Here is a 13,195-nt window from a genome sequence, read left to right as displayed (position 1 = left end):
GACACGCAACCCCACCAGACTACCCGGCGGGTGGTCGTGGATCCAAAACGCGCCGTCACCCCCGACCAGCGGCCGTCACGACGAACTCGACGACACCGCCGCGAAACCACCCACCAGGATCTCGATGACGACGTAGATGAGGAAAAGCACCAGCGCCACCGCACCGATGATGATCCCGGCGAGTGCCAAACCTTCGCCTTCCTCGGTGCCTTGCGAGTCCCTGATCTGGTTACGCGCGATGACCCCGAACACGATCCCGAGCCAGCTCAGGCACCCGCACCCGACGAGCGAGACGACGAGCGCCGCGATGGCCATCGGGTTCGTGCGCTTGGCCGGCACACCGACGTAGGGCTGCCCGTATCCCGGTTGTCCGTATCCCGGTTGTCCATACCCCGGCTGCTGCCCGTAACCGGGTTGCCCGTAGCCCGATTGCCCGTAGGCGGGCTGCCCGTAGCCCGGTGCAGCCTGACCCGGCTGTCCGTAGCCGGGCGCCCCGGACCCCGGATACGACGGAGCGCCGTAGGCGGGCGGGGGCGACGACGCCGGCGGCGTCGGCGGCACTCCAGCGCCCGGTGGTGGTGTCGGGGGCGTGGGGTTCAGCTGGGTCGCCTGCCATTGCGACGCGTCGTCGGACGGTGTCGCCGGCTTGCTGAAGTCGATCTTGGGGTGATGGATCGTCGTCTCGTCGTCCGGCGATGCGCCGGAGTCCGGTGAGTGCCCGCGGTCATCCTGCGGTGTGGACATGCTTCGACCTTCCTGATCGGCCGCCTGGAGGCGTGATGCCGATCAGAATAGCGAACCGGTCGGTCACCACCGCACACCGAAGCCGTCGACTCATCCGTTCGATCGGCGCCGGTTGCGCGGCAATACACTCGTCCGGGTGTCAGGTGTCGTCTCCGGTTTCACCGCGATCTTCATCATGGTCGGCGTCGGATTCCTCCTGGGCCGGACCGGGCTGCTCGGTGAACATGCCCACGAGGTGCTCTCCCGGCTGGTCTTCTTCGTCGCCACCCCGGCCCTGCTGTTCTATTCGCTGGTGACCACCGACCTGTCGGTCGTGTTCTCCTCGACCCTGGTCATCGCCGGCGGCAGTGCTCTGATCATCGGGCTGCTGTACTTCGTCGTCGCAAAGGTGTTGTTGCGCAGACCGACTCCCGATCTGGTCATCGGCGCACTGTCGTCGTCGTATGTCAACAGCGTCAATCTCGGTGTGCCGATTGCGATCTTCGTGCTCGACGACGCGTCGTTCATCGCGCCGCTGCTGCTCTTCCAGATCCTCATCTACTCGCCAATCGCGTTGACCGCACTGGATCTCACCGCGCTGGAACGCGGAACCGGTCACCCGTTCCGTGATGCGGTCGTGTTGCCGCTGACCAACCCGATCGTCATCGGCGGCGTGCTCGGGGTGGCCATCTCCGCGATCGGATGGACGCCACCACAGGCCATCCTGGAGCCGTTGAAGATGCTGGGCAACGCCTCGGTGCCGGGCGCCCTTCTCGCCTTCGGCCTGTCGCTGACCGGGGTGACGGTGTTCAAGAAGGGGCAGAGCCCACGTCGCGACATCGTGCTCGCGACCGTGTTGAAGACCATCGCGATGCCGGTCCTCGTCTACGTGATCGCCCGCTGGGGTTTCGGCGAGCAGGGCCACAAACTGTTCGCGCAGACCGTGATCGGCGCCCTGCCGACCGCGCAGAACGTCTTGGTCTACGCCACCCGATACCGGCGCGGTCAGGTACTCGCCCGCGACACCGCGTTGATCACCACACTCGCGTCGATCCCGGCGATCGCGATCATCGCGTGGCTCCTGGCCTGATCACCGGGGTTTCGCCCCAATCAGTCGAGTGACACCAATCAGTCGAGTGACACCGATGCCGTCGAGAACTCTCCGGCGGCGCCGACGGCGATCTCCTCCTCGCGCTGATGGGCGCTCATCGGGTGTCCGCCGCGCGGAATGGCGAAGGCCGCCAACGCCGCGGCGAGCGCGAACGCCCCGGCGCCCAGCAGAAACGCCACCCGGTAGGCATTCTCGGTGGGCAACGCCACCGGTACTCCGTGCACCGAGTGCACCGCCACCTCGGCGGCGAGCACGGTGATGATGACGGCACTGCCGACCGCGCCGCCGACGGTCCGCATGATTGAGTTGATGGAGTTGGCGATCCCGGTCTCCTGTGGCTCCACGTTGGCGACGAGCAGCGCCGGCATGGCCGCATATGCTGCTGCCACAGCCACATTCGCGACGATCAGTCCGCCGATCATCTCCCCGGTGTTGTCATGCAGCACGGTGAGCATCACCATGCCGACGACCCCGACGATCCCCGCGCCGAGCAGCACCACGCGCGGCCCGCTGCGGGCGACGAGCAGTCCGGCAATGGGTCCGACGAGGATCGACACGATCGCCGCGGGCAGCATGAACACCACGCTGGTCCGCAGGACCGAGGCACCGAACCCGTAGCCCGCCAACAGTTCCGGGGTCTGCACGAAGTAGGTGGCGCCGAGGAACACGCTGAACATCGCGAACCCGACGCACAGTGATGCGGTGTTGGTCGCGAGCACTGCGCGGTGCTTGAGCAGATCCACCGAGACCAGCGGCGTCGCCCGGCGCGATTGCAGGACCCAGAATCCGACGAGGACGACGACGGCGGCGACGTAGAATCCGATCACCCGGGCCGATCCCCACCCCCAGTCGTGGCCCTGCGAGGTCGGCAACAGCAGACACACCAGTCCGATCGCCAACACCAGAGCGCCCGCATAGTCGACGCGTCCACCCGATCCGGCCCGGTTCGGGACGGCGGCGAGCATCAGACCGATCACCACGACGGTCATCGCCACACACAGCCAGAAGATCCGGCGATAGTCGGCGTCGTTGCGGGTGAGCAGCCCGGTCGCCACGAGGGCCAGCCCGCTGCCCACGCCGAGCGCCGAGGCGGTGATCGCCATGGCGGCGGTGAGTCGCTCACGCGGGAGTTCTTCGCGCAGCACGCTGATCGCCAGCGGGAACAAGCCGAAGCTCGCACCCTGCAGGACTCGTCCGACGATGAGCACGTCGATCGAATCGGCCAGCGCGGCAACGAGACTGCCGGCCAGAGTCAACGCCAGCGCGGCCAGGATCACGCGCTTGTGACCGTAGACATCACCGAGGCGACCCAACAGCGGGGTGAACGCCGACGCGGCGAGCATCGTCGCGGTGGTCACCCAGCCCACCGTGGTCAGCGAGACGTCGAGTTGCTCGCCGATCTGCGGCAGTGCGGGCACCGCGAGGGTCTGGATCATCGAGAGCAACAGGACCGACGCCGCAGCGGCGACGATCACGAGCGCCGGGGACACCGGACGCCGAGTGGTCGAAGAAGACATGCCGACCACCATAGAACAAAAATCGACATGGTGTCGATTCTGATCGACGTGACGTCGATTATGTTCCGTTCCCTACGATGAACCCATGAGTTCCGCCAAGACCGCGCCTGCGGGGCGTCGGCGCGGCGCCCCGACCAAGGGCGACCGACGCGAGGAGCAGATCCTCGACGCCACCCGGCGGCTGCTGTCGCACCGGCCGATCGGCCAGGTCACCATCGATGAGATCGCCTCGGCGGCCGGGATCTCCCGCACGAGCTTCTACTTCTATTTCCCGTCCAAGCAGGCCGTCCTGGCCACACTGATGGAACAGACCTGGAACGAATTCACCAGCACCCATGAGTGGTTCGACTCCGACGGCCCCGACCTCGACGGCCTGCGCGCCCAGCTGGCGGCGGTCGCCGCGATCTGGCGCGACAACGGTCCGATCCTCGCGTGCGCGGCACAATCGGGGCAGTCCGACTATCCGCCGCTACAAGAATTCCTCGGCCGCGCGAGGGAACGCTTCGTGGCCAGGCTCGCCGCCAAGATCGAGCGCGACCGCGCCGCCGACCTCGCCCCGGACGGGCCGGCCGCCGCCGAACTCGCCACCCTGGTCGCCATCGTGCGTGACGGGCGGCTCGCCGAACTCGCACAGGGCGACCCCGACGACGCGCGTGATGCGCACGCCCTCGACGCACTCACCCAGACGATCGGCCGGATGATCTACGGGCGGGTGGGCTGACGCAGCGTTCGCCTCAGTGCCCGCCGCACTGCCAGGGCTTCCGCGGCTTCTCGCCGCGCTCTTTGCGTTTCACATCCACCCCACCCATCAGTGCGAAGCCGGTGACGTGAATCGTGGGTGCACCCGGCGCACCCGGCCCCGATGCCTTGTTGCTGAATCCGCCCATGATGGCGCCGCCGCCGACCTCCACGGCCACATCCGGCGGCACGGTGATGTCGATGCCGCCCATGATGGCGACGCACTCGACCGTCAGATGCGGTGCGGTGAACTCGACCTCCCGCAGGTCGATCTCCACGCCGCCCATGATTGCGGTGGCCGAGAGCTGATCGGCGACGGCCGCCTGCCCCTTGAGCTCGGTGCCCGACATGATCGCCAGACGGCTGCGGATCGGTTCGCGGCCGCTTCCGGTCGTCACCGTCGAGGGATACGGCGCGTCGGGCTCCGGTAGCGCCACCCCGAGCTGGGTGACCGGCAGATCGTCGGTGAGAGCGTCGAGCTCACCGAAGGTCTTGGCCATCAACGCTTTTCCCGCCCGCTCCTCGTACTCGGCGGGGGTCAGGCTCCCCTGCTCCATCGCCGCCGACAAGATCTCGTGCACCAGTTCACGATCGGCGTCGGCGGCGCGCATCCGCGATCGACGGTCGTCGTCGTAGGTCGGGTCCTCTGCAGTGCTCACCGGTTCAGACTAGGCCGGTCGAGCCGGCCCCGACATTGGTGAACACCCTGAGATCCGACCCTGAGATCGCCACCGGAGTGCCCGCGGTCTGGCACGATCGGGCCATGCGGCGAGTGGGCAAGGTCTTGATGTGGCTCGGCATGATCGCGGTGGTCGTCAGCCTGGGCGCGGGCATTCCGATCGCGGTGATCGGGCTGTCGAAGGTTTCCGACACCTCGGCGCGGGCCTTCGAGATCCGAGGGTCGGCGACACACAACCTCGACGCCGGCGACACCCTGGTGCTCTACGCGCCGGGAACACAATCCGACGCGGCCGAGGACGCCTTCCCGTCGTGCGCCGTCAACGGCCCGGGAGCCCAACGACGACAGTCGACTTCGACGTACTCGTTCACCTACCGGAACACCACCGTGCGGTCCTTCGCCCAGTACTCGATCACCAGCGGCGGTGTGTACGCGCTCGATTGCGGCGACTCCTACGTCGTCGGTGCCCCACCGGTGTCGGTGGGCGGGCTGTTCTCCGGCATCGGCGGCATCCTGCTCGCGGTGTTCGGCGGCGTCTTCGGTCTGGCCGTCGCGATCACCGGTCTCGTCCTGTGGCTGATCGGCCGGCGGCGTATACCCCCGGGCGCATCACCCACTGCGCCGTCAGCCCCGCCGTGGCCCCCGGCGTGAGCGCAGATAGTCGCCGACGACCGCCGCGCCAAGACCGTCGACGTCGGGGGCGATGACCCGGCCTCCGATGCGACGGGCGATCTGATCCATGAAATGCGCCAACCCGGGATCCTCGCCGAGCCGGAAGAACGTGACCTGCGCGCCGAGACGGGCAACGTGATCGAGCTCGCGGACGGTCAATGCGATGGTCTGCGGGTGCGGCGGATAGAAGAAGAACGGCTCACCACTGGGATCGAGGTGCGCGGTCGGCTCACCGTCGGTGACGACGAGCACCACCGGTTGCGCATTGGGGAACCGACGCAGATGCCGACCGGCCAGCAACAGCGCGTGATGCAGGTTGGTGCCCTGCTCCATCCGCGGCTGCAACCCGGTCAGTTCGGCGATGTCGATCGACCGGGCGTAACGGCCGAACGCGATGAGATGCAGTTCGTCGCTGCGGAAACGGGTCGAGATCAGATGATTGAGCGCAATCGCCGTGCGCTTCATCGGAGTCCAGCGGCCCTCCATCTCCATGGAGAACGAGGTGTCGACGAGCAGCACCACCGCGGCCTGTGTGCGCGCCTCGGTCTCGGCGACCTCCACGTCGCGCACGTCGATCCGCACACCCGGATGCAGGTCGCTGGTCGGATGTCCTTCTGCGGCAGTGCGCAACACGGCGTTGGCGACGGTGCGTGACACATCCCAGGGGTCGGTGTCGCCGTAGGCCCATTCGCGGGTCGAGCCGGTCGGCTCGCCGAGCAGACCACTGTTGCGGGTCTGGCGGTCGCCACGCGCGCCCATCTGGTCGGCGATGTCCCGGAAGATCGCCTGCCCGAGTTGACGCATCGCCTTGGGGCTCAGGCGGAGTCGGCCGTCGGCGGTGCGGTCGAAGAAGCCCTCCTCGCGAAGCGCCTTCTCCAGTTCCTGCAGGGTGCGGGCGTCGACGCCGGCCTGCTCACCGAGTTGCCGTTCCAGTGCGTCGATGTCGATGTCGTCCATCTGCGCGCCGGCGTACTGCTGGGACAGTTGTTCGGAGAGCGCCTCGAGTTCGGAGATGTCGCGCAGTGCCGCGGCCCCCTCCCCCAGGCCCATCTGCTGATCACCGGAGAACTCCTGGGCGTTGTCCCAGTCGAGCCCCGGCCGCGCCTGCCGCAGCGCCGAATCCATTTGTGCGAGTTGACTCATCAGATCCGGCGACCCGAATGCCTGCTGCGCGAGCTGATCGAGTTCGGCCCGCTGCTCAGGCGTCAGCGAGTTGTAGAACTGCTGGGCCGCGGCAGCCCGCTGCGCCAGCGAATCGATGAGTTCCTCGGTGTTGCGCGGGTTCTCGGGAAAGTACTCGCCGTGTTTGTCCATGAACTCGTCGAACGCCTGCGACGTGTCCTCACCGCGGTTGTGGGCGTTGAGGAGGTCGTTGAGGTCGGAGAGCATCTCCGACACCCGCTGCCGGTCGGCGTCGGTGGCGCCCTCGAGCGCCTCCTTCATCCCGGCGAAACGCTGATCGAGCAGTTCGCGGCCGAGGAGGTCCTTGATCTTGTCGTAGTCCTGCTGCGCCTCGGGGCTGCGCCACCGGTAATCGGAAAGTTCCTCGACGGCCTGCGCCGTGGAGGCCGGGAGACTGCCGATCTGCATCTCGGCGAACCGTGCCTCGTCGTCGAGGTCGCGGGCGAGTTGTTTGCGCTCGTTGAGCACCGCCCGGTCGAGGAGTTCACGGATCTCGGTGAAGGTGCCGTCGAGGTTGCGCTTCTTGAGCAACTCCTGACGCCGCCGGTTCACCTGTTCACGCAGTTTGTCCAGACCCCGCATGTCCTGCGACCCGCGTCGCAGGAACTCCTGCAGCGCCCGCTGCGGGCTGACGCCGGCCATCACGTCGTCGCCGATCTCGCTCAGCGCCTCCCGCAGATCCACCGGCGGCGCCAACGGATCCGGCCCACCGGTGTAGCGCTGATACCGAGATCGGTGAAAGTTCTTCTGCACCATGGGTTTCTCCGGAGTTGGTCGAATCCGCCGGGACGGTGCCCGGCCGTAAATCGCAGGAATGCGTGGATCGGCGGTTGATCAGCCGTAGATCGTCTGCCCCGACTCGTCGGCCTCTTTGCCGATGCGTCGCGCGAGGAACAGCCCCTCCAGGGCGAGTTCGACGGCGCTGGCCCGCTCCCCATCTGAGCCGGCCTCGAGTCGTTCGGCGATCTCGTCGATCACCGGTGCGGTGGTCTCCGGCGACGGCAGGGAGCCGAGGAAGTCCGCGGCGGGCACCCGGTCACCGGTGACCACGAGCTCACCGGCCTCCAACGCCGACACCAGCGGCGCCATGTCGATGCCGCCGAGATGGGCGCGCACCGTGTCGGCGACGGACTTGCGCATCAGGTGCTCGAGGATCTCGAGTTCACGCCCCTCTTCGCCGGACTCGAACTCGATCTTGCCGCGCAGCACCTCGATCACCGATTCCAGGTCGACGACGCGGGCCACCGGCACCTCTTCGCCGGTGACGGCCGCGCGATGCAGCGCCGCCGCGGCAACGGTCTCGGCGCCGGCGATCGAGAACCGCGCCGAGACACCCGAACGCTGGTCGATCGACGGGTGGTCGCGGGCATAGCGGGTGAACCGCGCGAGGATCTCGGTGATGAAGGTCGGCACCGTGGCGGTGAGGTCGGCCTCCTGCTCGATGACGGCGACCTCGTCGTCGAGTTCGATCGGGTAGTGCGTACGGATCTCGGCGCCGAAGCGGTCCTTGAGCGGAGTGATGATCCGCCCGCGGTTGGTGTAGTCCTCGGGGTTGGCGCTGGCCATGACGAGCACGTCCAACGGCAGCCGCAGCGTGTAGCCGCGGACCTGGATGTCGCGTTCCTCCATCACGTTGAGCATCGAGACCTGGATGCGTTCGGCCAGGTCGGGGAGCTCGTTGATGGCGACGATGCCGCGGTGTGCGCGCGGGATGAGCCCGAAGTGGATGGTCTCCGGGTCACCGAGGCTGCGGCCCTCGGCGACCTTCATCGGGTCGATGTCGCCGACGAGGTCGGCCACCGAGGTGTCCGGGGTGGCGAGTTTCTCGCTGTAGCGCTCGTTGCGGTGACGCCATTCGATGGGCAGGTCGTCGAGGAGGTTGGCGGCCTTGCGGATCGATGCCGGGGTGATCGGCTCGTAGGGATGTTCACCGAGTTCGGAGCCGGCGATCACCGGCGTCCACTCGTCGAGCAGGCCGACGAGAGTCCGCAGGATGCGGGTCTTGCCCTGACCGCGTTCGCCGAGCATGACGACGTCGTGCCCGGCGAGCAGCGCACGTTCGAGCTGCGGGATGACCGTCGCCTCGAACCCCACGATGCCCGGCCACGCATCGCGGCCCTCGCGCAGCGCGGTCAGCAGGTTGTTGCGGATCTCGTCGCGGATGCTGCGCTGCACATGACCGCTTGCGCGCAGTTCACCAAGGGTGCGAGGAGAGGGATGACGGGTTTCGGTGGTCGTTGAACCGCCGGTCGGGGCGTCGGTCGTGAAATCCCCGGATGTGAAGTCTTCTGCCACCTCCCCCACGGTACGCCGGAGAGCCGCGGTCGCGCCCGGTTCGCCGACAGCGCCCCTGCTTTCGCCGACAGCGCCCGCCAGCCCGCCGACAGCGCCCGCCACCTCGCCGACAGCGCTTCGGCGAGCGCTGTGGGCGGTGGGAAGAGCGCTGTGGGCGGTGGGAAGAGCGCTGTCGGCGGTGGGAAGAGCGCTGTCGGCGGTCGGAAGAGCGCTGTCGGCGGTGGGAAGAGCGCTGTCGGCGAGGTCCGGCTACCCGGTGGTGGCGGTGTGGTGCCGGCCGGTGCGGTGGCCGCCGAAACCGGCGCTCGGGGCGGTCGAGCCGGGAGTCGCCGACCCGGAGGTGGCCGACCCGGTGGTCGTGCTCGCCGTTGTCGTCGTCGACGCCGGCTGCGGTGACGGCGCCACGGTGAGGTTGTAGACCGTGTAGTCGCCGATCGTGGTGCCGTGGAAGTTGGCCTCCACCCACTGCTGGATCTGCGTGGTCACCGAGGACCGTCCGCCGCCGAAACCGGTGCTGCCGAAGGCTTTGGTGATGGCGCTCATCAGCTCCGCATTGGCGCTGCCGTTCTGCGACGAGGTCTCCGGGGCGAGGTAGTAGCCGATGTCCTTGGCGGCGACGTACTTCTGGAATTGCGCGAGGCTCGGCGCCGGGTCGTTGGAGAATCCGCCGACACCCATCACCGGCACGTGTGCGGCGAGTTCGACCCCGGCCGCGGAACTGGTCCGCGACACCGCCGCCGCCCAGCGTGCATGGCTGCTCTGCAGCATGGTCTGGAGTTGGGTGGGCAAGGTCGTGGAGCCACCGCCGAATCCGCCGAACCCACCGAATCCGCCTGCACGGTTACCCGTCGTCCCGGTGCCCGAGGACCCGGTACCGCCGCGGCCGGAGTGTGTCGTGCCGCCGAATCCGCCGTGCCCGCCCGCGGTGCTGCGTTCGGGCAGCACCGACGGGCTGCCGCCGGTGTGGGAGATGGTGTCGCCGGTGATCGCATATGCCGCCGGCGCCGCGAAGATGCCGATCACGCCGAGCACCCCCACCGCCAGCGCGATCCGACGTCCGAAGGTCGACGGCAATGCGACGAGCACGGCGGCGACGATGCCCGCGACCAGTACCACCCACCGCAGCCAGGGCTGCCAGTTCGGCTCGTGATCGAGGAGCACAAACGACCAGATGGCTCCCGCGGCGATCATCGCGGCCAGACCGAAGCGCGCGGTGTAGCGCTGCCAGCTCACCGAAGCATCACGCGCAGTCCAGGTTTGGTGGACACCAAGACCGATGAGACCGGCGATCGGCGGAGCGATCGCCAGCGAGTAATACGGGTGCGCGATACCGCTCATGTACGACAGCACCAGTCCGTCGACGAGCAACCACAGACCGAACAGCAGGGTTGCCGCCCGCACGAGGTCGGTGCGGGGACGACGCCCACGCAACGCCAGGACGACGATCAGCGCAATGAGCGCGGTCGGCAACAGAAACGAGATCTCGGCACCGAATTCGCCGCTGAACAACCTCGTGATCCCCGGCTGGGCACCGAACATTCCGCCGCCGAATCCGCCACGGCCGCCGCCACCACCACCGAAACGCTCTGCCAATTGCGGGTTCTCACGCGCGAAGTCCGCGATCGCATTGGCCGGGTTGCCGTGGGCACCACCGCCACCGCTTCGGCCCTCGACACGTTCGAGCCCGTTGTAGCCGATGACGAGGTTCATGAAGTTGTTGTCGGTGGAGCCGGCCAGATAGGGCCGCGACGAGGCCGGCCACAGCAGCGTCAGCACCACATACCAACCCGCCGAGAGCACCAGTGCCACAGCGGCAATCACCAGATGCCACATACGCCGCCAGAACGTCGGCGGGGCCGCGATGAGGTAGACCGCGCCGAGCGCGGGCAGCACCATCAGACCTTCGAGCATCTTGGCCAGAAACGCGAATCCCAGTGCGACACCGGCCAAAGCGAGCCACCGCGCCGACCCTCGCGCGGTCGCGCGCAAGGTGCAGTAGGCCGCTGCGGTCATCAGCAGCACCATCGCGGCGTCGGGGTTGTTGAACCGGAACATCATCGCCGCAACCGGGGTGATCGCGAGCGCGAGGCCCGCGATCAATCCGGCCGACCGGCCGGCGACGCGGGTGACCATCGCATACATCAACGCGACGGCGGCCACTCCCATGAGGGCTTCGGGGATCAGCATGCTCGCCAAGGAGAACCCGAAGATCTGGCCGGACAAGCCCATCACCCACTGCGACACCGGCGGCTTGTCGACGGTGATGAAGTTGGACGGGTCCACCGAACCGAACAGCAGCGCCTCCCAGTTGCGCGACCCGGCCCACGCCGCTCCGGCATAGAAGGTGTTGCCGTACTGATTGGTCGTGATGTTCCACAGGTAGAGGACGGCCGTGGCGATGAGGAGTGCTGCCAGCCACAGCCGGTCGCGCGCGGTGGCCGGAGGCAGCGTCGAATCCGCGGAAACCGACAGATCGGATCCTCGATGGCGGCTGCTCGGAGCATCATTCGCAGTGGTGTCGAACGGAGCGACACCGGGTTGGGTTGCGGTCACGATGATGATCGTGCGCCGGATGCACTGGCTTTCCGGTGTGGGCAAGCTGTCAGCTTGCTGTGAGGCACCTAGTTCCTTTGCGGGAGTTGAGAGAATGTCGTATTCGCCGGGGATGCCGTGTCGGTTTCACCCGATTGGACGCCACGCCGGGTCGCGCCCGATGAAGCCCGCGAGCCGGGTGACGGGATCGGCGTCGGCGGGTACCGGCACCGCCGGACCGTACTGTCCCGACGACCGGAGCATGTCCTCGATGCCCTGCATGCCCGAATGGACCTGGGCGGCGAAGTCGGTGTCCAGCTGCGGATCCCGACCCGCGGCGGTGGCGAGATCCCAGGTGTGCAGAAAGATGTCGGTGGTGTAGAACCGGTCGACGGCATCGGCCAGACGCAATTCCCCGACCATCGGGTGGGTGAAGGTCGCCTCCGCGTCGGGGCCGTCGAGGAGTTGCTGTACCGCCGCACACCGGGCATCCCATGCCGCTGCGGGATCGTCGGCGACCCGTGGGCCCGCGGGCAACTCGACGTCGCCTGCCGCCAGGAACGCCGCGAACCAGTCGACGAGGTGCGCCACCACGTCTCGGGCCACCCACCCGTCCACCGGCGTCGGCGCGTCCCAGTCCTTCACCGCCGCAGCGTGTTCGGCGAACACGGCAGCCACGTCGCGGTGGCGGTCCGAGGCGCAGAGTTCGGCGAGTCCCCTGCTCACAGCTCACCGGCGGCGAGCATGCGGTCGAGGCCGGCATAGCCCTCGTTCACGCCGACCTCCATGCCGGAGGCGAGCCAGCCATCGCGCGCTTCGAAGCTGTCACACAGGGATTGGGCATGCAGCCGGGTGTGGCCGTCGCCGAGGTCCTCGAACCACAGGGTCTCCAGCGACACCTGGTCGGGCATCCCCTCGAAGGTGAAGGTCTGCACGATCTTGTCGTCCGCGACGGTGTGGAAGCAGCCGCGGAAGCCGAATTCCTGGCCGTCGTGGGTGGAGACGTACCGCCAACTGCCACCGTCGCGAGCATCCCACTCGATGATGCGGCTGGAGATCGCGTCGGGGCCGACCCAACGCACGAAGAGGTCGGGATCGATGTGCGCCTTCATCAATTGCGCAGGGGTACCTCGGAAGTCGCGGGTGATCCGGATGACGGGGACCTTCGGGTCCGCCTCGATCGCGGCTTCGGGATAACGGGTGCTGGTGGTCATGATGCCTGTCCTCTCGTGTCGGTGTTGATTCTCTTCGGGTTGCTGTTCCGGGTTTTCTCGGTGCCGCCGGCGGTTGCCGCCGGACCGTCGTTCATCTCCGCCAGCACGGCGTCGAGGCGCGTATAGCGCTCCTCCGCACGTCGGCGATACCGCTCGATCCACTTGGTCATGAGGTCGAACACTTCTGCTTCCAAATGCACCGGGCGCGTCTGTGCCTCACGGGTTCGGGTCACCAGCCCGGCGTCGGCGAGCACCTTCAGATGCTTGGACACCGCCTGGATGCTGACGTCGTAGGGTTCGGCGAGTTGACTGACCGTCGCGTCGCCCACCGCGAGCCGGGCCACCATGTCGCGCCGGGTCGGATCGGCCAGCGCCGCAAAGATCTTGGACAACTCGTCGGACACCGGAGCCAATCCCCTTTCTTCAACCGTTCGGTTGAATACGAGCATGCTCCCCTCCGCAACCGCTGTCAACCCATCGGTTGAATATCGGCCCGGGTCTGCGCACCGCTGCGTGCGCCGCGACGGCGTCG

The 13,195-nt window shown here is 67.8% G+C and carries 12 protein-coding genes; 3 read left to right on the top strand and 9 right to left on the bottom strand.

Features of this window, described 5'->3' with window-relative positions:
• Positions 1-75: 75 nt before the first annotated feature.
• The gene (locus J6U32_RS08990) at positions 76-744 is read right to left on the bottom strand and encodes a DUF4190 domain-containing protein (protein WP_208794821.1); all 669 of its coding nucleotides are present in this window, start codon (positions 742-744) and stop codon (positions 76-78) included.
• Positions 745-880: 136 nt separating this feature from the next.
• On the opposite strand from J6U32_RS08990, the gene J6U32_RS08985 reads away from it, so the two are divergent.
• Positions 881-1,813, top strand: a complete 933-nt coding sequence (locus tag J6U32_RS08985) for an AEC family transporter (RefSeq protein ID WP_208794819.1) — start codon at positions 881-883, stop codon at positions 1,811-1,813.
• 38 nt (positions 1,814-1,851) lie between these two features.
• On the opposite strand, the gene J6U32_RS08980 is transcribed toward J6U32_RS08985, so the two are convergent.
• A complete protein-coding gene (locus tag J6U32_RS08980) occupies positions 1,852-3,351 on the bottom strand; it encodes an MFS transporter (protein ID WP_244332732.1) in 1,500 nt (499 codons plus the stop codon).
• 85 nt (positions 3,352-3,436) lie between these two features.
• On the opposite strand from J6U32_RS08980, the gene J6U32_RS08975 reads away from it, so the two are divergent.
• On the top strand, positions 3,437-4,072 hold the full coding sequence (locus tag J6U32_RS08975) for a TetR/AcrR family transcriptional regulator (RefSeq protein ID WP_208794816.1): 636 nt from the start codon (positions 3,437-3,439) through the stop codon (positions 4,070-4,072).
• A gap of 13 nt (positions 4,073-4,085) precedes the next feature.
• Here J6U32_RS08975 and J6U32_RS08970 read toward each other — a convergent pair whose 3' ends face one another.
• Positions 4,086-4,748 carry a DUF1707 SHOCT-like domain-containing protein gene (locus tag J6U32_RS08970; RefSeq protein WP_208794814.1) on the bottom strand — a complete coding sequence of 221 codons (663 nt, stop codon included), beginning with the start codon at positions 4,746-4,748 and terminating at the stop codon, positions 4,086-4,088.
• A 104-nt stretch (positions 4,749-4,852) separates the two neighbouring features.
• Between J6U32_RS08970 and J6U32_RS08965 the strand changes: the two genes are divergently transcribed.
• Complete coding sequence (locus J6U32_RS08965) at positions 4,853-5,419, top strand: hypothetical protein (RefSeq protein WP_244332730.1); 567 nt, start codon at positions 4,853-4,855, stop codon at positions 5,417-5,419.
• Here the strand turns inward: J6U32_RS08965 and J6U32_RS08960 are convergent.
• The 6 genes from J6U32_RS08960 to J6U32_RS08935 all read right to left on the bottom strand — a co-directional run bounded on the left by J6U32_RS08960 (position 5,393) and on the right by J6U32_RS08935 (position 13,067).
• Entirely contained in the window at positions 5,393-7,378 is a 1,986-nt protein-coding gene (locus J6U32_RS08960; protein WP_208794810.1) for a vWA domain-containing protein, read from the bottom strand. The genes J6U32_RS08965 and J6U32_RS08960 overlap by 27 nt on opposite strands.
• Positions 7,379-7,456: 78 nt before the next feature.
• On the bottom strand, positions 7,457-8,917 hold the full coding sequence (locus J6U32_RS08955; protein WP_244332727.1) for a sigma 54-interacting transcriptional regulator: 1,461 nt from the start codon (positions 8,915-8,917) through the stop codon (positions 7,457-7,459).
• A 249-nt stretch (positions 8,918-9,166) separates the two neighbouring features.
• The gene (locus J6U32_RS08950) at positions 9,167-11,515 is read right to left on the bottom strand and encodes a glycosyltransferase family 39 protein (protein ID WP_208794808.1); all 2,349 of its coding nucleotides are present in this window, start codon (positions 11,513-11,515) and stop codon (positions 9,167-9,169) included.
• Positions 11,516-11,596: 81 nt separating this feature from the next.
• Positions 11,597-12,175 (bottom strand): TIGR03086 family metal-binding protein, encoded by a 579-nt coding sequence (locus tag J6U32_RS08945; protein ID WP_208794807.1) that lies wholly within the window; start codon positions 12,173-12,175, stop codon positions 11,597-11,599.
• Positions 12,172-12,666: an SRPBCC family protein gene (locus tag J6U32_RS08940; RefSeq protein WP_208796026.1), complete on the bottom strand. Its 495-nt coding sequence runs from the start codon at positions 12,664-12,666 to the stop codon at positions 12,172-12,174. The genes J6U32_RS08945 and J6U32_RS08940 overlap by 4 nt, the downstream gene beginning before the upstream one ends.
• Entirely contained in the window at positions 12,660-13,067 is a 408-nt protein-coding gene (locus J6U32_RS08935; RefSeq protein WP_208796025.1) for an ArsR/SmtB family transcription factor, read from the bottom strand. The genes J6U32_RS08940 and J6U32_RS08935 overlap by 7 nt, the downstream gene beginning before the upstream one ends.
• Positions 13,068-13,195: the final 128 nt, after the last annotated feature.

It is taken from the genome of Gordonia polyisoprenivorans, from assembly GCF_017654315.1.
Classification (GTDB): Bacteria; Actinomycetota; Actinomycetes; order Mycobacteriales; family Mycobacteriaceae; genus Gordonia; species Gordonia polyisoprenivorans_A.
The sequence above is the reverse complement of the archived record's forward strand: the minus strand, read 5'-3'. Positions and strand labels throughout refer to the sequence as shown.